The sequence below is a fragment of the Kitasatospora sp. NPDC058478 genome (genome assembly GCF_042720345.1).
In the GTDB taxonomy this organism is placed as follows: Bacteria; Actinomycetota; Actinomycetes; order Streptomycetales; family Streptomycetaceae; genus Kitasatospora.
Genome location: NZ_JBHXML010000069.1, coordinates 39,483 through 60,334, shown reverse-complemented (window position 1 = coordinate 60,334; position 20,852 = coordinate 39,483). Strand labels below are relative to the sequence as shown.

15 protein-coding genes and 1 pseudogene are annotated in these 20,852 nt (G+C 74.6%); 11 read left to right on the top strand and 5 right to left on the bottom strand.

Translation table 11 applies throughout. From position 1 onward, the window contains the following. Positions 1 to 145 precede the first annotated feature (145 nt). Complete coding sequence (locus ACFWPT_RS31740; RefSeq protein WP_063348764.1) at positions 146 to 463, bottom strand: hypothetical protein; 318 nt, start codon at positions 461 to 463, stop codon at positions 146 to 148. Between the two features lie 343 nt (positions 464 to 806). Between ACFWPT_RS31740 and ACFWPT_RS31735 the strand changes: the two genes are divergently transcribed. The 8 genes from ACFWPT_RS31735 (at position 807) to ACFWPT_RS31700 (ending at position 12,540) form a co-directional block, all read left to right on the top strand. Continuing rightward, positions 807 to 2,756: an ATP-binding protein gene (locus tag ACFWPT_RS31735; protein WP_380485988.1), complete on the top strand. Its 1,950-nt coding sequence runs from the start codon at positions 807 to 809 to the stop codon at positions 2,754 to 2,756. Positions 2,757 to 2,831: 75 nt separating this feature from the next. Further along, positions 2,832 to 5,189 carry a hypothetical protein gene (locus tag ACFWPT_RS31730; RefSeq protein WP_380485985.1) on the top strand — a complete coding sequence of 786 codons (2,358 nt, stop codon included), beginning with the start codon at positions 2,832 to 2,834 and terminating at the stop codon, positions 5,187 to 5,189. Between the two features lie 164 nt (positions 5,190 to 5,353). Beyond that, positions 5,354 to 6,007, top strand: coding sequence for a DedA family protein (locus ACFWPT_RS31725; RefSeq protein ID WP_380380603.1), 654 nt, complete (start codon positions 5,354 to 5,356; stop codon positions 6,005 to 6,007). Between the two features lie 209 nt (positions 6,008 to 6,216). After that, complete coding sequence (locus ACFWPT_RS31720; RefSeq protein ID WP_380485983.1) at positions 6,217 to 7,974, top strand: threonine/serine exporter ThrE family protein; 1,758 nt, start codon at positions 6,217 to 6,219, stop codon at positions 7,972 to 7,974. A 78-nt stretch (positions 7,975 to 8,052) separates the two neighbouring features. After that, positions 8,053 to 9,126: a hypothetical protein gene (locus ACFWPT_RS31715; protein WP_063348769.1), complete on the top strand. Its 1,074-nt coding sequence runs from the start codon at positions 8,053 to 8,055 to the stop codon at positions 9,124 to 9,126. Between the two features lie 238 nt (positions 9,127 to 9,364). Next, positions 9,365 to 10,636, top strand: a complete 1,272-nt coding sequence (locus ACFWPT_RS31710; RefSeq protein ID WP_380485980.1) for a C40 family peptidase — start codon at positions 9,365 to 9,367, stop codon at positions 10,634 to 10,636. Positions 10,637 to 10,697: 61 nt separating this feature from the next. Beyond that, the gene (locus ACFWPT_RS31705; protein WP_380378067.1) at positions 10,698 to 11,219 is read left to right on the top strand and encodes a GNAT family N-acetyltransferase; all 522 of its coding nucleotides are present in this window, start codon (positions 10,698 to 10,700) and stop codon (positions 11,217 to 11,219) included. A gap of 40 nt (positions 11,220 to 11,259) precedes the next feature. Beyond that, positions 11,260 to 12,540: a GNAT family N-acetyltransferase gene (locus ACFWPT_RS31700; RefSeq protein WP_380378066.1), complete on the top strand. Its 1,281-nt coding sequence runs from the start codon at positions 11,260 to 11,262 to the stop codon at positions 12,538 to 12,540. 77 nt (positions 12,541 to 12,617) lie between these two features. On the opposite strand, the gene ACFWPT_RS31695 is transcribed toward ACFWPT_RS31700, so the two are convergent. Next, on the bottom strand, positions 12,618 to 13,496 hold the full coding sequence (locus tag ACFWPT_RS31695) for a TetR family transcriptional regulator (protein WP_380485978.1): 879 nt from the start codon (positions 13,494 to 13,496) through the stop codon (positions 12,618 to 12,620). 194 nt (positions 13,497 to 13,690) lie between these two features. On the opposite strand from ACFWPT_RS31695, the gene ACFWPT_RS31690 reads away from it, so the two are divergent. Beyond that, complete coding sequence (locus ACFWPT_RS31690) at positions 13,691 to 14,278, top strand: GNAT family N-acetyltransferase (protein WP_380485975.1); 588 nt, start codon at positions 13,691 to 13,693, stop codon at positions 14,276 to 14,278. 17 nt (positions 14,279 to 14,295) lie between these two features. Here the strand turns inward: ACFWPT_RS31690 and ACFWPT_RS31685 are convergent. Together ACFWPT_RS31685 and ACFWPT_RS31680 are read right to left on the bottom strand one after the other, a co-directional pair. Then, positions 14,296 to 14,463: pseudogene (locus ACFWPT_RS31685) on the bottom strand (Appr-1-p processing protein); the annotation flags it as partial. 10 nt (positions 14,464 to 14,473) lie between these two features. Continuing rightward, complete coding sequence (locus ACFWPT_RS31680; RefSeq protein WP_380485973.1) at positions 14,474 to 15,730, bottom strand: MFS transporter; 1,257 nt, start codon at positions 15,728 to 15,730, stop codon at positions 14,474 to 14,476. A 112-nt stretch (positions 15,731 to 15,842) separates the two neighbouring features. Here ACFWPT_RS31680 and ACFWPT_RS31675 point away from each other — a divergent pair, with 112 nt between their 5' ends. Next, positions 15,843 to 16,649 (top strand): LysR family transcriptional regulator, encoded by an 807-nt coding sequence (locus ACFWPT_RS31675; RefSeq protein ID WP_380485971.1) that lies wholly within the window; start codon positions 15,843 to 15,845, stop codon positions 16,647 to 16,649. 118 nt (positions 16,650 to 16,767) lie between these two features. Here the strand turns inward: ACFWPT_RS31675 and ACFWPT_RS31670 are convergent, their stop codons facing one another. After that, positions 16,768 to 17,382 (bottom strand): YceI family protein, encoded by a 615-nt coding sequence (locus tag ACFWPT_RS31670; RefSeq protein ID WP_380485969.1) that lies wholly within the window; start codon positions 17,380 to 17,382, stop codon positions 16,768 to 16,770. Positions 17,383 to 17,564: 182 nt separating this feature from the next. Between ACFWPT_RS31670 and ACFWPT_RS31665 the strand changes: the two genes are divergently transcribed. Further along, the gene (locus tag ACFWPT_RS31665; protein WP_380485967.1) at positions 17,565 to 20,807 is read left to right on the top strand and encodes an SNF2-related protein; all 3,243 of its coding nucleotides are present in this window, start codon (positions 17,565 to 17,567) and stop codon (positions 20,805 to 20,807) included. Positions 20,808 to 20,852: the final 45 nt, after the last annotated feature.

Genomic DNA, 20,852 nt, shown 5'->3' with positions numbered 1-20,852 from the left:
TTATTTCTACTTTGTTAGTGGCGGGGGCTGGTATTGTTGTTTTATTTTTCGCCGCGGGGTACGTGGGGGGGGGGGGCGCGCGCCCCGGGCTGGGGGGGGGGCCACCCGGCCCGTGGGGTGTGGCTGCGCCTGGGGCGGGGCGGCTCTAGCCGACCGGGAAGAAGGCCCGGGCGTCGAGGTTGCCGTTGCCCTGCAGGGCGCCGATGTTGCCGCCGTTGCCGGTCGCGGCGAGGCCGTTGTTCTGGTTGCTCGCGCCCGAGCCGGTGGCCGTCTGCTGGGTGACGACCACGTTGCCGTGGACGTTGCCGATGACGTTGGCGGAGCCGGTGTTGCTCACGACGCTGCTGTTGGAGTGGTCGAGGGCGCCGGCGCCGTTGTCGGCGTGGGCGCTGGCGGCGCCGAAGCCGACGAGGAGGAACGCCCCGAGGGCGGTGACGGCGGCGGCTGCGCGGATACGGGACACGGTGGTCTCCCTGAGCTGGGGGTGCGAAATGTGGCGCGATCCGGAGTGGCCGCTCCGTGGCGCCGTTGCCTGACGTCGCACGTTCAGCATTCACCAACAGCGCGGACGAACTCCACCAAACGGGTGGCAATTCCCCCGATGGTGTCATGGTGACGCCGTATCCGGAGATTGCCCGATGGTCGCGACGAAGGCATCTCAACCCATCAAAACTGCTGGTGGGGAGGGAAGTTGATGCACAAGCGGCGGAGTCGGGCAACCCTGTGCAGTCAACACAGAGTTGACTGAGTTTTCTCAGAGAGAAAGAAATGGTGGCCGGATAGTCGCACTGGCACACTGGGGACCCATGTCTGAAGGTGCCCCGCCCGAGCCCGCCCCCGCCGAGGATCTGCGTACGACCGAGGTCGATCTCGGCGGACTGGTGAACGTCCTCGCCACCCACCTCTACTCCACCCCGCTGGTCGCTCTGCGCGAACTCGTCCAGAACGCCCACGACTCGCACACCCGCCGACTCCTGGAGGACCCGGACGGCGACCACCGCCCGCTGATCCGGGTGCGCGGCGACGCCGCCCGGCGGACCGTCTCCATCGAGGACACCGGCGCCGGCCTCACCGAGCCGGAGATCCACTCCTACCTCGCCACCGTCGGCACCGGCTACACCCGGATGCTGCGCGACCTCACCGGCAACCAGGAGCTGATCGGCGCCTTCGGCCTCGGCTTCCTCTCCGCCTTCTCGGTGGCCGACGAGGTCGCCGTCACCACCACCTCGCACCGCGAACCGCACCTCGGCCACCGCTACCGCAGCCGGGGCGGCGAGCAGTACCAGGTCGACCCGGTGGCCGCCCGGCCCCGCCCCGGCACGGTCGTCGAGCTGACCCTCAAGGCCGAACACGCCCACCTCGCCGACGAGGACGCGCTGCGCGACGTGCTCGGCCGGTACTGCGTGCTGCTGCCGATCCCGGTCTACGTCGGCGACGACGAGCAGCCCGTCAACAACGTCGAGGTGCCCTGGCGCCACAGCGTGCCGGGTGACCAGCACGCCGCCCGGATGCGCTTCGCCACCGCCTTCGGCCGCCGCTTCGAGCCGCTCACGGCCTTCCCCGTCCACCCGGCCGAGAGCGGCACCGAGAGCGGCACCGGGGGAGGGGCCGAGGGAGGCACCGACGCGATCGGCCTGCTCTGGGTCCAGGACGGTGGCACCTACGGCAGCAGCGACAACCGCGACCTCGCCGTCTACCTGCGCGGCATGCTGCTCGCCGAGGACGCCCGCGACCTGCTGCCCAGCTGGGCCGGGTTCATCGGCGGCGTGGTCGAGTCCAGCCGGCTCACCCCCACCGCCAGCCGCGAGGACCTCCAGCGCGACGACCACTACCGCGCGCTCCAGCGCGCCCTCACCGACGCCATCGTCGACGGCCTGTACGAGACCGCCCGGCTGCGGCCCGCCGCCTGGCGCCGCATCCTCACCCGGCACGGCCAGGACCTGCTCGGCGCCGCGCTCTGCGACGAGCGGCTGTTCACCCTGCTCGCCGACGACGTCCCCGTCCCCACCTCCCAGGGCGACCTCACGGCCGGCGCACTGCGGGCCGCAGGCGGGGGCGCGGTGCACGTCGCGCTCGGCAGCGGCGGCGGCTTCGAGGAGATGCTGTACCGGGCGATGCGGGTGCCGATCGCCCGCGGCGACCGCTACGCCGTCCTGCCCTTCCTGCGTCGCTACGCCCAGCTGCGCGGCTGCCGCCTGGTCGAGCTGGGCAGCGAGCACGGCGACCGCGAGCTGTTCCGCGACCCGGAGCGGCCGCTGCCGGCCGGCGAGGCGGCCTGGCTGGCCGGCGCCCTCGCCGACGAGGGCGAGCAGCTCGTCCCGGCCCGGTTCGACCCGCCCGGCCTGCCGCTGGTCCTGGTGCCGGACCGCGAGGCCGAGCTGAAGGCCCGGATCGAGGACGACCAGGCCGACGCCCGGATCCCGTCCGCGGCGCTGCGGCTGGCCCGGGCGTTCACCGCCCGCACCGACGGCGAGGTCAGGGCCCGCCTCTACCTCAACCTGTCCTGCCCGGCCGTGCTGGACCTGCTCGCCGCCTACCGTGCCGGGCACACCGGCAGTGCCACGGCGGCCGGGCTGCTCCGCTCGCTCAAGGTGATCATGGCCGCCGCCTCGGCGGGCTCGACCGGCGCGTCCGGCGGCGACCTCACCGCCGCGCTGTCCGGCGTCGGCACCGCGGTCTCGGCGCTGACCGCCGCCGTCCCGGCCGGCCTGCCGGGCGTCCCGGACACCCTCGACGCCCTCCCGGACGAGGCGTGACGGACGAGGCGTGACGGACGGATTGTCAGTGGTCCGCGGTAGACATCACATCAGCACCACGCAGGGGGACACCACATGAGTACCGACATCTGGGCCTGGGTCCACGACGCCCACCGCCAGCTGGCCGAGGCCGGCCACCGGCGGCTGGCCGACGCCATCTACGAGCTGCCCGGCCACGCCAACGAGGGCCGCAACGACCAGGTGGACGCCGTCTACCCGGAGGCCCTGGCCGCCTCCCGGGCGCTCGGCCTGCCCTGGGTCGAGGTCTACCTGCGGCACTGGCGGATGCAGAACCTGCTGAACAAGCGCCACCAGGGCGAGCAGGCCCTGCCCGAGGCGGTCGACCTGCTGGAGTTCGCCCACCGCGAGGAGACGGCGGGCTGCCCGCAGTCCGTCTGCGTGGTGCAGGACTTCGCGATCTGCCACGCCCGGGTCGACGGCCCCGGCTACGTGCCGGAGCGGCTGGCGGTGCTCGGCGAGACGCTGGAGCGGATCGAGCCCGGCCGCGCCTGCTTCGACTGCCTCTCCCGCGAGTACTCCGACGCGCTGGAGGACGACGGCCGCCACACCGAGGCGCTCGCCCACCTGGACACCGCCGCCACCCGGATCCAGGCGGCCGGCGAGCGGCTCTCGCTGCACTTCCACCACGCCCGGGCCGGCACCCTGCACCGGCTCGGCCGGCACCAGGAGGTGCTCGCGCTGCTCGACACCGCCGAGCAGGCCGAGCGCTCCCGCGGCCACGAGATCGACGAGAGCGACCGGCTCTGGGGCGGCCTGCTGCGGGCCCGCGCGCTGGCCTCGCTCGGCCGGACGGAGGAGGCGCTGGCGCTGCTGCCCGACCGGGAGGCCGCCGAGCGCCACGCCGACCTGCGGGACGGCTGGACGCACACGGTCGAGCTGCTGGTCGCGGCCGGCGCCTGGGAGAACGACGCCGAACTGGGCGCCGCCGTGGCCGGCTGGGTCGGCTACCTGGACGGCACCGGCTCGCACCGCCCGTGCGTGGACCTGCTGCTGGCGGCGGGTCGGCTCGCCCTCGCCCGCGGCGCGCGGACGGTGGCGCTGACCCTCGCCGCGACCGGGGAGCGCAAGCTCGCCCAGCTGCGCCGCACCGACGGCGTGGCCGCGGAGGTCGCCGCGCTGCGGGCGGCCGCCGAGGCGCTGCCGGAGCCCGAGCTGCCCGTCCCGCCCGGCGAGCTGACGGCGCACCTGGCCGAGGTCGGAGTGCCCTACGAGACCGGCGCCGACCTGCTCTCCGTCGCCCTGGACCGGTACCGGGGTGAGCAGGCCGGCGCCACCGAACTGGCCGTCAACCTGGCCGCGGTGCTCGGCGGCCTCGGCCACGCCCGGGCCGCCGCCGACCTGCTCTGGCACTGGCTCGACACCGCCCCGGCCGACGAGGTGCTGATCGGCATGCTCGGCTCCGCCCTGATCGACGCGGGGGACGGCGAGGGCGTCCGCCGCCTCGCCGACCGGCTGGCCGACACCAGCCCGGAGGACGGGCACTGGATACGCGCCCGCTGGGCCGCCGCCGAGGGCCGCTGGGCCGAGGTGCTGGAGCAGTGCGAGGCGATCCTCGCCCTGGACGCCGGCCGGATCAACACCCGCCGGCTGGCCGCCGGCGCCGCCACCGAGCTGGGCGACCACGCCACCGCGCAGCGGCTGTACCAGGAGCTCCTGGAGCACGCGCTGCCTGCCGAGGCCGCCCCGGAGGAGGAGCGCCACCGCACCGTCCAGGAGCCCGACCTCTGGCACCTGATCACGGCGGCCACCGCCAACCGGGACTGGGCCGCGGTCCGTTCCGCGGGCGCGCTGCTCGGCATCGAGTTCGACGAGCCCGAGGGGCCGGTGGACGAGGAGTGGCAGCTGGTCACCGTCCGGGCCACCCGCACCAACGGCGCCACCGCCGACCTGCCCGCCGTCCGCACCGGTCCGGCCACCGCCCGGATACTGCCGGTGCTCGGCGAGGACCTGACGCTCAACCACGGCGACGTGGTGGTCTTCGCCCCGGCGCTGCTGGAGCCGCCGCCGGCCGAGGACGCCCCCGAGGAGGAGCGGCGCGGCTGGCACCCGGTGTTCGAGCTGCTCACCCTGCTCGACCCGGCGGGGTACACCACGTACTGGATCGACGGCGGCTGGCCCGGCGACGAGCCGTGGGCGGCGCTGCGCGAGAGCCTCCAGCAGGCCGGCTTCGCGGTCTGGGCGTACAGCGGGGAGCAGTACCGCATCACCGACCCGGCCGACGAGGACGGCACGCTGCCCGGCGTCTACGCCGCCCTCGGGGTACCGCCGACGGCCTCCGCCGCCGAGGCCGACGCGCTGCTGCACCGGCTCACCGGCGACTGGCCGCACCCGCTCGCCTGGCTCGACCTGGCCAAGGCGGCGGGCGCGGACGCCGCCCGGCACGAGGAGATCGTCGAGCGCTACGGCCTCTGACCCGTTCCCGCTCCAGCCCGGTCCGGCTCTGACCCGGTCCGGGCACGCGCGCCACGGGGGCGGGGCGCGCGTGCCCGGGGCGGGAACCATCCCGGGATCTGTCGAGTCTTGGTAAATGCTTTACCATTTCATTGCCAAGACTCGACCCCCAGGAGTGTCCGCCCGTGACCAGCCTCGCCCTCGGCCCGTCCTGGCTCGATCCGACCAACCTGATCTCCGCCTTCAACCTGTTCGGTGTCCTGGCCATCGTCTTCGCCGAGTCCGGGCTGCTGATCGGCTTCTTCCTGCCGGGGGACTCGCTGCTGTTCACCACCGGCCTGCTGGTGGCCGACGGCACCTACCTGCACCAGCCGCTCTGGCTGGTCTGCGCGCTGATCGTGGCCGCCGCGGTGGCGGGGGACCAGGTCGGCTACCTGTTCGGCCGCAAGGTCGGGCCGAGCCTGTTCCGCCGCGCCGACTCCCGGCTCTTCAAGCAGGAGAACGTGGAGAAGGCCGCCGCCTTCTTCGACCGGCACGGGCCCAAGGCGATCGTGCTGGCCCGCTTCGTGCCGATCGTGCGCACCTTCACCCCGATCGTCGCCGGGGTGAGCAGGATGAACTACCGCACCTTCGTGGTCTTCAACCTCGTCGGCGGCGTGCTGTGGGGCGCCGGCGTCACCGTGCTCGGCTACTTCCTGGGCCAGATCCCGTTCGTCCGGGAGAACATCGAGGCGATCCTGGTCGGCATCGTGCTGGTCTCGGTGGTCCCGGTGGCGGTCGAACTGCTGCGGGCCCGCCGTTCCGGCGCGGCGTCCGCCGACCGCCACCGCGCCGGGTAGGAGTCCGCGGCCCCCGTCGGGGTACGCCGCGTACATGTGCGTCCGGCAGTTCGATCAGGCAAGGTGTAACCCGAGATCGAACGGTGGCCGACGGCCGCCAGGGGTGGCAAGGAGCGGAAGTGCCTAAGCGGGGCCGACCGGGCGCAGGCAAGCGGGCGAGGGGAGGCCGGGCGGTCCGTCAGACCCGGCGGACGCCGCCGGTACGGCCGGTGGACCCCGCCGAGGCGCCGCCCACCGAGGGCCTGCTGGGCCATCCGGCCCCGACCGTCGAGCCCGCCACCGTCGTCCCCTTCGTCCCGCCGATCACGGAGACCAGGGGCCTGCTGTCCCCGGAGCCGGAGCGGGAACCGCCCGCCGAGTCCGGGCCGCCCCCCGGGTCCGGGCCGCACCCTGCGCTCGGACAGGCACCCGGCCCGGAGGACGCGCGCCCCGCCCGCCGCCGATCGGTCGCCGAGGACACCCTCACCCCCGAGGAGTGGCGGGCCGCCGGCTACACCCCGCCGATGGGCATCCCGGTCCCGGAGCTGACCGCCGGCGCCCCCGGCGAGGCGCCCTGGCCGGACCGGATGCGCACCCTGCTGCGCATGCCGATGTCCGAGCGCCCCGCCTTCGAGCGGACCGCCCGCGAGCTGCACCCCTCCGCGGGCGCGACCCGCAACGTCCCCCGCATCCTCGACCTGACGCTGCGCATCGGCGAGCTGCTGCTCGCCAGCGGCGAGGCCGCCGAGGACGTCGAGGCGGCGATGCTCGGCATCGCGCACGCCTACCGGCTGGACCGCTGCGAGCCGCAGGTGACCTTCACCCTGATCGGCATCTCGCACCAGCCCTCGCTGGTCGAGCCGCCGATCACCGCCGACCGGGTGGTGCGCCGCCGCACCTCCGACTACACCCGGCTGAACGCGGTCTACGAGCTGGTCGCGGACATCACCGCGGAGAAGGTCACGGTCAACGACGCCTACCGCCGGCTCGCCCTGATCCGCCGCAACCGGCACCCGTACCCGGGCTGGATGCTCGCGCTGACCACCGGTCTGCTGGCCGGCGCGGCCACCTTCCTGGTCGGCGGGCGGATCGACGACAAGGCCTGGCTGGTCTTCGCCAGCGCCTTCGTCGCGGCCGTCCTCGGAGACCGGCTGGCCTCCACGCTGGCCCGGCGCCGGCTGCCGGAGTTCTACCAGTTCGTGGCGGCCGCGATGCCGGCCGCCGCCTCCGGGATCATCCTGTCCTTCAACGACTGGGGCCTGCGCGGCTCGGTGGTGATCACCGGTGGCCTGTTCGCGCTGCTGCCCGGCCGGGCGCTGGTCGCCGCCGTCCAGGACGGCCTGACCGGCTTCTACATCACCGCCGCGGCCCGCCTGCTGGAAGTGATCTACCTGGTCGCGGGCATCGTGATCGGCGTGATGCTGATCCTCTACCTGGGGGTCGGCTTCGAGGCGAAGCTGCGGCCGGACGAGAGCCTGGCGGGCGTCACCTACCCGCCGGTCCAGATGATCGCCGCGATGCTGCTGACCCTGGCCTTCGCCACGCTGCTGCAGACCGACCGCCGCTCGCTCGCGCTGGTCACCCTGAACAGCGGCATCGGCTGGGCCAGCTACGGCGTGCTGGCGTACAACGCGGGCATCTCCCCGATCGTGGCGACGGGGGTGGCGGCCGGCCTGGTCGGCCTGTTCGGCCAGCTGATGGCGCGCTACCGCAACGGCTCCGCGTTGCCGTACGTGACCGCCGCGATCGGCCCGCTGATGCCCGGTTCGGCGCTCTACCTGGGGATGCTGTCCTTCGCCCAGGGCCACGCCAGTGCGGGCCTGGTGTCCGTCTCCCGGGCGGCGGCGATCGCGATGGCACTGGCGATCGGGGTGAACCTGGGCGGTGAGATCGCCCGGATGTTCATGAAGCTGCCGGTCGGCGGCGAGCGCCCGTCGCTGTACCCGGTCGTGCCGCGCCGGGCGGCCAAACGCACCCGCGGGTTCTGACCGCACGTTGGACCGGTGTTGGGTTCCGGGCCATGTCACGGCAGGCCGCACGCAGGACCAGGAACGAAGGTAAGACGCATGACCACACTGCTGGACGGCTACCGCGAGCACATCGTCGCCGCGCACAAGCAGCCGTTGTTCCTGCTGCTGGTCGGCTTCATCACCTCCTTCGTGTTCATCCGGTTCAGCGTCCGGATGATCCGCGCCGAGGTGCGGTGGTGGTTCGGCAACGTCACCCCCGGCGGCCTGCACATCCATCACATGGTGTTCGGCCTGGGCTTCCTGCTGGTCGGCGGCGTCGGGGTGTTCGCCACGTACGGCGGGCACCCGTGGATCGACTGGTTCGGGCTGGTCTTCGGCATCGGCTGCGGCCTGGTGCTGGACGAGTTCGCGCTGATCCTGCACCTGGACGACGTGTACTGGAGCGAGCAGGGCCGCAAGTCGGTGGACGCGGTGATCTTCGGGATCCTGTTCACCGCCCTGCTGCTGGTCGGGTACGTGCCGCTCGGCGTGGTGCCCAGCCAGGAGACCAGGTGGGGCCTGATCACGGTGATCTCGGTGAACGCCCTGGCCTCGGTGATCACCCTGATCAAGGGCAAGATGTGGACCGGCCTGCTCGGCATCATGGTCCCCGGCCTGTCCTGGATCGGGGCGATCCGGCTGGCCCGCCCGAGCAGCCCGTGGGCCCGCTGGCGGTACGCCACGCGCCCGCGCCGCCGGGCGCGTGCGCTCCGGCGCGAGCGCCTGCTGCACCGGCGTGCGGACCGGGCCCGCACCTGGCTTTTCGACCTGATCGCCGGCGCCCCCGACAAGGTGCCCGCGAACCATCCCGCCGCCCACCGGGTGGCCGAGCGGATGTCCGCCCGGGCCACCGCCCACCTCGACGCGCACGCCGCCCGGGCCCTGGCCCGGCGTCAGGCGCGGCTGGCGGACCGCCGCTCGGCGGCCGCCGCCGGGGCCGCCCCGGCGGCGGTGGGCGGGGCGTACGGCGCGGGCGACAGCGGTGGGGGCCCGTCCCTCGGGGCGCAGCAGCGCCGTCGCGCGATCCGGGCGGGGCGCAACCGGACGTACGCGGTTCGTCCGACCGGGGTGGAGCACCGGTCCGGGCGACACCCCCACCTGCGTCCGCACACCCGCCGGATCCATCGGTAGTTCGTATACCTGGTGCGCCTGACTGAAGGTGACCAGCGGTCAGATCATCTGATGGTCACCCGCTCGGCGGAGCGCGTTCGAGGTGTGAAAAGCGCCGGAGTTGAGAACATGATCGACGAGTGACCGTTCTGTCATGTGATGGGATGATTCGTCGGACCTGCTCCGCCCGGCCGCCCCGCCCGAGCGCCGCGGACCGTCCGCCGCCGTCCCCTCCGGACCCGTGAGAAGGGGATGTCTCGTGGCGCGCAGGCTCCTGCCGACCCTCCTGTTGTCCCTCACCGCCCTGCTCGGGCTGCTCCCCGCAGCCCAGGCCGCCCCGGCGGACCCCGAACCGGCCGCCGGCCCCGCCCGGACGGAGGACCCGTACCCGACCACCGGGGAGATCGACCGGGCCCGCGCCGAGGCCGACCGCACCGCCGCCTCCGTCACCGCCATCGAAGCCGGCCTCGCCGCTGCCCGGACCGAACTCGACCAGGCCGGCCGCAGCGCCGAACAGGCCGTCGAGGCCTACAACGGCGCCCAGCTCGCCCTCGTCCGGGCCCGCGCCGACGAGACCACCGCCGCCCGGCGCGCCACCGCCGCCGAGGCCGACCGCACCGCGGCCGCCGAGGACGCCGCCCAGCTCGCCGCCGAAACGTACCGCCAGGGCGCGGGCGCCGCCCTCTCCGCCCTCAACGCCCTGCTCGGCGCCCACGGCCCGCGCGAAGCCGGCGACCGCGCCGCCGTGATCGGCGTCGCCAGCGAGCGCACCCGGCAGATCCTCGACGCCGCCACCTCCACCGCCGCCGCCGCGACCCGCGCCTCCGCCGCCGCCCGCGCCGCCACCGAGACCGCCGAGAAGGCCGCCGCCGAGGTCGGCGCCGCCAAGGCCAGGGCCGAGGCCCGGCTCGCGGCCCAGCAGGAGGCGGTCGTCGCCGCCGACCGCCGCCGCGAACAACTGCTCACCGACCTGGCCGCCGCCCGGCACACCACCGTCGACCTGGAACGCCGGCGCAGCGAGGCCCTGGAGGCGATCGCCGCCCGCGAGGCCGCGGCCGCCGCCCGCGCCGCCGCCGAGAAGGCCGCCGCCGAAGCGGCCGCCGCGGCCGAGGCCGCCGCCAGGGCCACCCCGGCCGCACCCCCCGCCGCCGACCGCCCGTGGTCCGCCGAGGGCGCCGCCGCCGCCATCGCCTTCGCCCGCTCCAAGATCGGCCTGCCCTACATCTGGGGCGGCGAGGGCCCGGCCGGCTACGACTGCTCCGGGCTCACCATGATGGCCTGGCGCGAGGGCGGCAAACAGCTCAACCACTTCGCCGCCGACCAGTACGCCGAGAGCACCCCGGTCAGCTACCGCCAGCTGCGCCCCGGCGACCTCGTGTTCTGGACGGACACCGGCCGGGCCGTCGACATCCACCACGTCGGCCTCTACATCGGCGACGACCAGATGATCGAGGCCCCCCGCGTCGGCATGCCGGTCAAACAGGCCAGCCTCTGGATCATGGGCACCCCCGACTTCTACGCCCGCCCGTAGCGCCCCGGCTGTCGGCGGCGGGCGCTAGCGTGGCCGCGTCGATCACTCGGGAGGAGACGCGATGAGGCTGCGGGACGTCGAGGCGGGGGACGTCGGGGCGTACGTCCGGATGCGGTGCGACGCGGTGATGATGGCCGAGTTGGGCGGGCCGCTGCCGGAGGAGCGGGTGCGGGAGCGGCTGCGCAAGGACGTCGTGGAGGTCGCCGAGGACCGTTCGTGGATCAAGGTGATCGTCCCGGACGGCGCCGGGCCGGAGGTGGTGGCCGGCTCCGTCACGCTCTGGTCGCACGAGGAGGACGGCGCCGCCGTGGCCGAGATCGGCTGGATGGTGCTGCCCGAGTTCCAGGGGCGCGGCCTCGCCAAGGCGGCCGTCCGGGAGCTGCTGGACGCGGCCGCCCGGGACGGCCGGTGGGGCCCGGTGCACGCCTTCCCGGCGACGGCCAACGGCCCGTCCAACGGGATCTGCCGGGCGCTCGGCTTCCGGCTGCTCGGCGAGCTGGACGTCGACTTCGCCAACCGCGTCCTGCACTGCAACCACTGGGTGGTGGTGCCGGGGGAGCACCGCGCATCGGGCACGGAATAAATGGGATGCCGCCCGAAAGCGACGCCCGTACGGTGGCCCGATGGGCAACACAACCGATGACGGGGCCGTCGACATCGTGAACGGCCTCCAGACCCGCGCGATCGCCGAGAGCGAGGTGGCCGCGTGGGACCGGGCGCTCGCTCTGGGCTTCCTGCGCTCGCACGCGGAGAGCACGGCCGACTTCCGCCGCCTGCAGTGGGAGCCGGGCCGGATGCTGGCCGGCTTCGACGGCGACCGCTGCATCGCCACCTTCCGCAGCTTCGACGTCGAGCTGACCGTCCCGGGCGGGGCCACCGTCCGGGCCGACGCCGTCACCGCCGTGACGGTCAGCGCCACCCACCGCCGCCGCGGCCTGCTCGGCACGTTGATGCGCCGCGACCTCGCGGCCGCCGCCGAGCGGGGTTCGGCGGTCGCCATCCTGATCGCCGCCGAGTACAACATCTACGGCCGCTACGGCTTCGGCCCGGCCACCCGCGGCCACGGCTGGAACATCGACCTGCACCGCACCCGCGGCCTGCGCGACGGCCTGCCCACCGTGCCCGGCGGGCGGATCGACTTCGTGACCATGGAGCAGGCCCGCGAGCTGGGCCCCGACCTGCACGAGCGCTGGCGGCGCACCCAGCCGGGCGCGATCGCCCGCGACGAGCTGTGGTGGAAGCGGAACACCGGCGAACTCCAGTTGCCGGGCCACGAGTTCAAGGAGCCGTTCGTGGCCGTCCACCGGGACGCCGACGGCACGGTCACCGGCCTGGTGGCCTACCGGGTCGACGACGCCTGGGACGGCAGCTACCCGAACTGCACCCTGACCGTGGCCGACTTCCTCGCCCTCGACCGGGCGACCGCCGCCGAGCTGTGGCGCTTCGTCCTCTCCGTCGACTGGGTGCGCAAGGTCGTCGCGGAGAACATCGGCCCGGACGACCCGCTGCCGCTGCTGCTCCAGGAGCCGCGCGCCGCCACCCCGTACGTGGACAACGCCGACTTCACCTGGCTGCGGGTGCTGGACGTGGCGGCCGCGTTCGACGCCCGGACGTACGGCGCGCCCGGCCGGGTGGTCCTGGAGGTCGAGGACCGGCTCGGCTACGCCTCCGGCCGCTGGGCGATCGAGGTCGCCGCGGACGGCACCGGCCGCTGCACCCGGACCACGGACGACGCCGACCTCGCCCTGGACGCCTCCGAGCTGGCTTCGCTCTACCTGGGCGGCGAGACGGCGCCCCGGCTGCTCGCGGCCGGCCTGCTCACCGAACTGCGCCCCGGCGCGGCGGTCGCCGCCGACCTGCTGCTGCGCACGCCGCTGCAACCCTGGAACCCGGACGGCTTCTGAGCGGCGCCGTCACGCCGGGGGCCGGACCGCACCGCTGCGGTCCGGCCCCCGACGCGTCCGAGCTGCCCTCGGGCGGGCTACTTGACGGCGGTTTTTCCGATGGTCGGCAGGATGAAGTCCTGGATGAGGCCCTTGGCATCGCGGACGATCGGGCGGAATACCCGATAACGCGAGAGGTTGATCACCCGGGCCGCCATGGGGGTGGACCGGCGGACGAATTCCCGCGTCCGCTCGGTGTCCTCGGTCCGGTCGAAAACCCAGTAGAGCACCACGACCATCAGGTGCAGCCAGAGCACGTCGGGCAGCAACTCTCCCAGCTCGGCATCCAGCTTGGGCGCCAGCTCCGAGCCCTGCAAGACGTCGCGGAACAGTTCCACGGCGGTCGCTCGCGCCGGGTGGGACTCGTTGGAGAACGGACTCAGCGAGCTGGTCGGGTCGGCAGCGGTGCGGAAGAACTGGGCGGCGAACTCGTGGTACGGCGCGGCCGTGTCGAGCCAGGAGGTCAGCGCGATTTCCAGGCGCTCGGCAAAGTTCCGCGTATTGGCCATGCGATTCCTGGCCTCCGCCGCATGGTCGTACGTCATTCGGTCATAGAATCCCTGAATTAGGAATTCCTTCGCCGAAAAATAGTAGTAAGCATTGCCGACCGAGACGCCCGCCTCGGTGGCGATCGCGCGCATGGTGGTCTTCTCGTAGCCGCGCTCCTGGAAGAGCCGCATCGCGGTCTCCAGGATCAGCGCCCGGGTCTGCTCGCTCTTGTCGGTCTTCGGCTGCGCCCGACCGCCGGGCATGGGCCCGCTGTCGGTGCCGGGCCCGCTGTCGGCACCGGGTGCGGCCGCGGGGTCGGTCGCGGTGTCGGCTGCAGGGTCGGTCGGGGTGTCGGCCGGGGTGTCGGCCGGGGTCGCGGCCGCACCGCTCGTGCCGTCCGTTCGGTTCGTCGCTGCCAGGTCGTCCACGGGCACGAGCCTAACCGGAGACGAAGCTCCAACCCGTGTCGGTGGACGCGGCACCGGGCGTCCCCTCCGTGCTCGGTGCCACATCCACCACCCCCGCCATTTCGAACGCGTTCAAAATGATGTGAGCACTGTAGAGGTTTCGCTTGAACATGTTCAACTCCAATCTGTGGGAGGCTCGTCACATGATCAGTCCCGTGCAGACCACCATCCGGCGCGGCGGAGCGCAGGACGCCGCGGCCGTCGCCGACCTGCACGCCCGCAGCTGGAGCACCGCCTACCGCGGGATCGTCCCCGCGGACGCACTCGGCGACGGACTGCCCGTCCAGCGGCGCGAGCTGTGGGAGCTGCGGCTGACCGTCGACTACGGCGATCCGGCCGCCGAGCCGGAACTGCTGATCGCCGACCAGGCCGGGGAGACGGTCGGGTTCATCTACCTCGTCCCCCAGCCGGACGGCCGGGTACTGGTCGACAACCTGCACGTCCGCCCCGGCCGGACCGGCGGCGGCATCGGCCGCGCACTGTTCGCCGCAGCCCGCGCCCACGTCGTCGAGCGGCACCCCGGGGCCGAGCTGTACCTGGAGGTGCTGCGCGACAACATCCGCGCGATCGCCTTCTACGAGCGCGAGGGCGGTGTACGGACGCGGGTACAGGAGGGCGTGTTCCCGGGCGGGTACGTGCTGCCCGAGTACGTGTACAGCTGGCCCGCCGAGAGCCTCGCGGCGCAGGCGGTGCCTGCGCATACAGTGCCTGCGCAGGCGGCGCAGGCTCAGCCGACGTCGTAGACCGTCACCGGCACCCCTCGGTGCCAGCGCCGGAACGCGGCCTCGGGCTCGGGCCAGCGTCTGGACAGCGCGAGCACGAAGCCCTTGCCCCAGCCGCCGAGGTCGTTGCAGACGTGCGCGATCACCTTCACGCCCTTGCCCTGCGGCGCGGTGGCATCGCCTCGGACATAGGTGATTTCCGCCATGTCCCGAACGCTAGACCGAGCCACTGACAACCCGCGCGGCACTTTCCGCCGGGGCCCCGGCGGCGTGCAGGTGCCGCCGCCCGGCCAGGGCGATCAGCAGCGCGAGCGCGGCGGCGCAGGCCGGCAGGGCGTAGCCGGTGCCGGGGGCGGCGTGCTCGGCGACCGCGCCGGCGAGCGCCGCGCCGCCCGAGATGCCGACCACGATGCCGGACACCGCGATTGCCATCCCCTCGTTGAACTGCCGCCCCGGCAGCAGTTCCTGGACCAGCGTCATCCCGGTCACCATGGTCGGCGCGGTGGCCGTGCCGGCCGCGAACAGCGCGACCCCGAGCAGGCCGAGTCCGGCCCCGCCGAGTCCGGCTGCGAGCGGCAGCAGCAGCCCCCCGGCCATCGCCGCGGCCCCGGACAGGAAGCGCACTCCGGGTGACCGACGCGGCGTCAGCAGCCCGAACACCAGCCCGGCCAGGCAGGATCCGCCCGCGACCAGGGCCAGCAGCGCGCCCGCCGCCGCCTTGTGCCCGAGCGCGTCGGCGTACGCCACGGTGGTGATCTCGGTCGAGCCGAAGACGACGCCGGTGGCGAGGAAGGCGAGCAGCAGCACCCGCAGCCCGGGCACTCGCAGCGGCGAGCCGTGGCGGTCGCCCTCCGCGCGGGCGGGCAACGGTGGTTCGGTGCGCCGCTGGGCCGCGAACAGCAGGGCGCCGGTGGTGCCGAGCGCCCCGGCGGCGAGCAGCCCGGCCTCCGGGGCGACCGCCGTGCAGAGCGTCATCGCGAGGACGGGTCCGGCCATGAAGCAGAGCTCGTCCAGGGCCTGTTCGAGGGAGTTGGCCAGGTGCCGGGCGGCCGGGTCGGCCCGGTACAGGTGTGCCCAGCGGGCCCGGGCCATGCCGCCGAGGTTGGGCGCGGCCGCGCAGGCCGCCCAGCAGGCGTAGAGCGTCCAGTCGGGTGCGCCGAGCCGGAGGCAGAGCAGCAGGGCGGCGAGCGGGGCGGTGTTGTAGAGCGCGGCCGGTACGGTCACCCGCGCCTGCCCGTACCGGTCCACCAGCCGCCCGAGCAGCGGCATCCCGATCGCGCCGGTGATCAGCCCGACGGCCGAGACGGTGCCGGCCAGCGCGTACGAGCCGCGCCGTTCGGCGAGCAGCACGACCAGCGAGACGCCGTTCATCGACAGCGCGAGCCGGCCGAGCAGCCCGGCGAGGGTGAAGGCGGCGGCGCCGGGGGCCGCGAACAGCCGCCGGTAGGAGGTGAGGAGGGCGCGCGAGGGCATCGGGTTCCTGGGGAGAGTGAGGGGGACGCCCATCAGCCTCCCGTCGGTGCCGGGCGGCGGTCCAACACCTGTTCCGCCACATTCACAGCAGGTTGTTGTTAATCTGCCGCCCATGCCCCGTGACCTGCACCCCCGTCTGCTCCGCGGCTTCGTCGCGGCCGCCGAGAGCCTGCACTTCGGCCGGGCCGCCGGGCGGCTGCACGTCGCCCAGCAGGCGCTCAGCCGGGACATCCGGACCTTGGAAGGGCTGCTCGGCGACGCGCTGTTCACCCGCACCACCCGCAGTGTCGAACTCACCCCGGCCGGGCTGCGGTTGCTGCCCCGGGCGCGCCGGCTCCTCGCCCTGCACGACGAGATCCTGGCGGGCGCCGCGGCCCGGCCGCTGCTGGTGGACCTCAACAGCGACGTCACCGGCCCGGACCTCACCGCCGACCGGGTGCTCGAACGCGCCCGCGCCGCCTGGCCGGAGGGCGAACTGCTGGCCCGCTTCCACGGCGGCCTCGCCGCGGCCGCCGCCGAACTGCTGGCCCACCGGCTGGACGTGTCCTTCGGCCGGTTCGCCGGACTGCCCGCCCCGCTGCGCGGCCAACTCACCCAGCGGCCGGTCCGGTTGGATCAGATCTCGGTGATGATGGCGGACACCCACCCGCTGGCCGGCCGTCCGGTGCTGCGCGTCGCCGAGCTGACCGGGCACCCCGTCGACGTCTGCGCCGGCAACCCGGCCACCACCGAGTGGGCCGACCTCGGTGTCCGCCTGCTGCGCGAGCACGGCCTGACGCCGGCCGCGCCGTACGTGCCGCCGGGCTCGGTGAGGCCGAGGGCTGGCTGCGGCGGCCGGCGGGCAGCTGGCTGCCGACGGCGGACGCGGCGCTGCTCGGGTGACCGGGCCAAGTGCCGCGGCCGGGTGAGGGCCGGGTGACGGGGGCCGCCGGGACGCGATGCCGCCCCTGCCGTCGGGGGTCGGCAGGGGCGGCGGGCGGGCGGACCGGTCCGCGCGGCGGGTCCGGTGGCCCGGGTGGCAGTCGTGGACGGCCGGGTCAGGCCGCCTTGACGGCGGAGATGTCGAAGCTGAGCTTGACCTTCTCGCTGATCAGCACGCCGCCGGTCTCCAGGGCCGCGTTGTAGGTCAGGCCGAACTCGGTGCGGTCGAGGACGGTGCTGCCCTCGAAGCCGACCCGCTCGGCGCCGTAGGCGTCGGTGGCGCTGCCGGTGTACTCCAGGTCCAGGACCACCGGGCGGGTGGTGTCCTTGATGGTCAGCTCGCCGCTCATCCGGTACGTGTCGCCGCGCAGCCGCTCGGCCGAGGTGCTGCGGAAGCGGATCTCCGGGTAGGTGTCGGCGGCGAAGAAGTCGCCGGTGCGCAGGTGCTCGTCGCGCTGGGCCTGGTTGGTGTCGATGCTGGCGACCTTGATCACCAGGTCGGCGGAGGAGTTGCCAGGGGTGCTGCCGTCCAGGTGCAGCTTGCCGTCGTACTCGGTGAAGCGGCCCTTGACGTTCGTCACCATGGCGTGGCGCACCGAGAAGGCGACCTCGCTGTGCGTGGTGTCGATGGTCCAGTCGCCGGTCAGGTGGGCGAGGTCCGGGCCGGCCGGGGTCTCGGCGACGGCGACGGCGGTGGGGGTGGCGGTCTTGGTGCGGTTGAACAGGCCCATGGCTCCTCCTCGGGTCCGAAGCCATTTGTTTAGGCTTCAACTTGTTGGTTTCAGCGTAGGCCGCTTTCGTTCAAATTTCAACCACAGTCGTCGGCGTTTCGCGAAAGACTTGGCGGAGCGGCACTGTCGGACCGCCCGGTTAGGCTGCGAAGGACGGTTCCGCCGACCGGAAGGCCTCCCGCATGTTCGTCCTGCACGCGCTCTGGCGGGCGGACGGACGGCTGGCCCTGTGGGCCGAGGACGCCCGCGCCCACCCGGGCACCGCCGAGCCCCGCCCCGACCGGGCGGCCCCGCGCGCCCACCCCTACGCCTGCCCGGCCGGCGAACTCGCCGCCGTCCTCGGCGGCATCGGGCCCGGCCTCGGCTGGCTCGCCGGCCAGGCCCCCGAGCGCTGGGCCACCCTGCTGCTGCCCACCACCGGCGCCCTGCCCGCGCCCTCGCCCGACCTGCCGGTCACCCCGGTCCGGGGCGCGGCCGTCCTGGCGCCCTGGCGCGTCCCCGCGCTGCTCTTCGACACCGGGGCGGCCGCCCAACTGCTCGGCGAGGTCTTCGACCCGCACTGGGCCGTCACCAGCACCGATCTGCCCGGCACCGGGCGCGTCGAGGTCGTCCAGGGCCCCTCGCTGCGCTGGCTGACCGGCGTGCACGACCTCGCCTGGCGAACGGTCGGCCGGGGCCGGGTGCTGCCGCTGCCCGTCCTGGCGGACGGCCGCCCGCAGGCCCGCTGGCGGCCCGACCCCACCCCGGCGGGCCGCCGGGAGGCCGCCGCACTGGCGGACGGCTGCCCGCCCGTCCTGCTGGGGGAGTGGCCGGCGGCCGGCGCCGGCACCGGCGAGGCCCTGCTGGACGCCGCGCTGGGCGCACTGGTGGACGCCGAGGCCCGGGCCGCCCTGGCCGGCACGCCCCCGCTGGGACCGGGCGACACCCGGCCCGGCGACACCCGAACCGGCGACGCCCGAACCGGTGGCGCTCCAGCCGACGCCACGACGGCCGCCGCGGTGGGGACCGCTGCCACGACGGCCGCCGCGGTGGGGGCCGCCGCCGAACGCTGGCTGCACGCCCTGACCACCCCGGACGGCGGCCTCACGGACGTCCGGTCCGAGGGCTTCGCCGAACTGCGCCGCCGACTCGCCGCCTGGTACGCCGCCGCCGAGCCCACCGCGCCCGCGCTCCGGCTCTGCTTCCGCCTGCTGGAGCCGCTCGGGCCCGACCCGGACGACCCCGAGGGCCGGCCCTCCGACGACGCCTGGCAGCTGGAGTTCCTGCTCCAGGCCGTCGACGAGCCCTCCCTCCTGGTCCGCGCCGCCGACCTGCACGAAGGCGGCGCCGCCCACGCCGCGCTGGCCCGCAAGGCGCCGGATCCGGCCGACGTCCTGGTCACCGAGCTCGCCCGCGCCGCCCACCGCTGGCCGGCCCTGGACGGCCTGCGGCACCGCTCCCGCCCGGCCGCCCTGCCGCTCGACCGGGCCGGCGCGCTGGACTTCCTGCGCACCGCCGCGCCCGCCCTCGCCGAGGGCGGCTTCGGCGTGCTGCTGCCCGCCTGGTGGCGCCGCCGGCCCAGGCTCGGGCTCGCCCTGCGGGCCACCACCCCGCCCGCGCCGGGCACGCTCGCCGTCGCCTCCCAGGTGGACCGGGACGCCGTGGTCGCCTTCCGCTGGCAGGCCGCGCTCGGCCCGGAGGGGGCGCCGCTCACCGAGCAGGAACTGGCCGAACTCGCCGCCGCCAAGCAGGGGTTGGTCCGGGTCCGCGGCACCTGGCTGGAGGCCGACCCGGAGCAGATCGCCGCCGCGCTCGCCTTCCTCGCCGACCGGCGCGACGGCGTGCTGGCCACCGCCGATCTGCTGCGGCTGGCCCTCGACCCGGAGGCGACCGTCGCCGGGCTGCCCGTCACCGCCGTCCGCGCGGACGGCCCGCTCGGCGACCTGTTGGCCGGGCGCGCCGCCCCGGCCCCCGCCCCCGCGCTGCCGCCCGACTTCCGGGCCACCCTGCGCCCCTACCAGGAGCGCGGCCTGGCCTGGCTGCGGGCGATGGCCGGGCTCGGCCTCGGGGCCGTACTGGCCGACGACATGGGCCTCGGCAAGACCGTCCAGACCCTCGCCCTGCTGGCCGCCGAGCAGGCCGAGGGGGCGGTCGGCCCCACCCTGCTGGTCTGCCCGATGTCCCTGGTCGGCAACTGGCAGCGCGAGGCCGAGCGCTTCGCCCCCGCGCTGCGGCGCCACGTCCACCACGGCTCCGGCCGCCTCGGCGCCGACCAACTCGCCGACGCCGTACGGGGCGTGGACCTCGTCATCACCACCTACGGGCTGGTCCAGCGCGACCTCGCCGCGCTGCGGGCGATCCGCTGGCGCCGGGTGGTCGCCGACGAGGCGCAGTACGTCAAGAACGCCGGCACCGCCCAGTCCCGGGCCGTCCGCGCACTGCCCGTCACCCGCCACCGGATCGCCCTGACCGGCACCCCGGTGGAGAACCGGCTCGCCGAACTGCACGCCGTCCTGGACTTCGCCAACCCCGGGCTGCTCGGCCCGGCCGAGCGCTTCAAGGAGCGCTACGCGATCCCGGTCGAACTGCACCGCAGCCCCGAGCGCACCGCCGAACTCCAGCGCCGTACCGCCCCGTTCGTGCTGCGCCGGCTCAAGTCCGACCCGGCGGTGGCCGCCGAGCTGCCGGCCAAGCAGGAGATGACCGTATGGTGCAGCCTCACCGCCGAGCAGGCGGGCCTCTACCAGGCCGTGGTGGCCGACCTGCTGCAGCGGGTCGAGGGGATCCGGGGCGTGGAGCGGCGCGGCACCGTGCTGGCCGCGATCGGCAAGCTCAAGCAGGTGTGCAACCATCCGGCCCAACTGCTGCACGACGGCTCGGCGTTGGGCGAGCGCTCGGGCAAGGTGGCCCGGCTGGCGGAGCTGCTGGAGGAGGCGCTGGCCGAGGGCGACCGGACGCTGGTCTTCACCCAGTACGCCGAGTTCGGCACGATGCTGCGCCCGTACCTGGCCCGCCGGCTCGGCGAGGAGGTGCTCTACCTGCACGGCGGCGTCCCCCGGGCCCGCCGTGAGGAGATGGTCGAGCGCTTCCAGTCCCCGGACGGGCCAAGGGTGTTCCTGCTCTCGCTGCGGGCCGGCGGCACCGGCCTCAACCTGACTGCCGCCAACCAGGTGATCCACCTGGACCGCTGGTGGAACCCGGCGGTCGAGGAGCAGGCCACGGACCGCGCGTTCCGGATCGGCCAGCGCCGGGACGTCCAGGTCCGCCGACTGGTCTGCGTCGGCACCGTCGAGGAGCGGATCGACGAACTCCTCGCCGCCAAGCGCTCGTTGGCCGCAGCAGTGGTGGGGGAGGGGGAGCGCTGGCTCACCGACCTGCCGGTCGAGGCGCTGCGTGAACTGGTCGCGCTCACCCGTGAGGACGCCGTCGCCGAGGAGGACGCATGACACCCGGCCACCGTGCCCCCGTCCCGCCGGGAAACGCCCCGGCCG

Bases quoted from the DNA above. Each gene is read 5' to 3' on its own strand.
- ACFWPT_RS31675 (WP_380485971.1), top strand. From the start codon at position 15,843: ATGCCCCGTGACCTGCACCCCCGTCTGCTCCGCGGCTTCGTCGCGGCC.
- ACFWPT_RS31670 (WP_380485969.1), bottom strand. From the start codon at position 17,382: ATGGGCCTGTTCAACCGCACCAAGACCGCCACCCCCACCGCCGTCGCC.
- ACFWPT_RS31665 (WP_380485967.1), top strand. From the start codon at position 17,565: ATGTTCGTCCTGCACGCGCTCTGGCGGGCGGACGGACGGCTGGCCCTG.
- ACFWPT_RS31705 (WP_380378067.1), top strand. From the start codon at position 10,698: ATGAGGCTGCGGGACGTCGAGGCGGGGGACGTCGGGGCGTACGTCCGG.
- ACFWPT_RS31680 (WP_380485973.1), bottom strand. From the start codon at position 15,730: ATGCCCTCGCGCGCCCTCCTCACCTCCTACCGGCGGCTGTTCGCGGCC.
- ACFWPT_RS31700 (WP_380378066.1), top strand. From the start codon at position 11,260: ATGGGCAACACAACCGATGACGGGGCCGTCGACATCGTGAACGGCCTC.
- ACFWPT_RS31730 (WP_380485985.1), top strand. From the start codon at position 2,832: ATGAGTACCGACATCTGGGCCTGGGTCCACGACGCCCACCGCCAGCTG.
- ACFWPT_RS31715 (WP_063348769.1), top strand. From the start codon at position 8,053: ATGACCACACTGCTGGACGGCTACCGCGAGCACATCGTCGCCGCGCAC.
- ACFWPT_RS31735 (WP_380485988.1), top strand. From the start codon at position 807: ATGTCTGAAGGTGCCCCGCCCGAGCCCGCCCCCGCCGAGGATCTGCGT.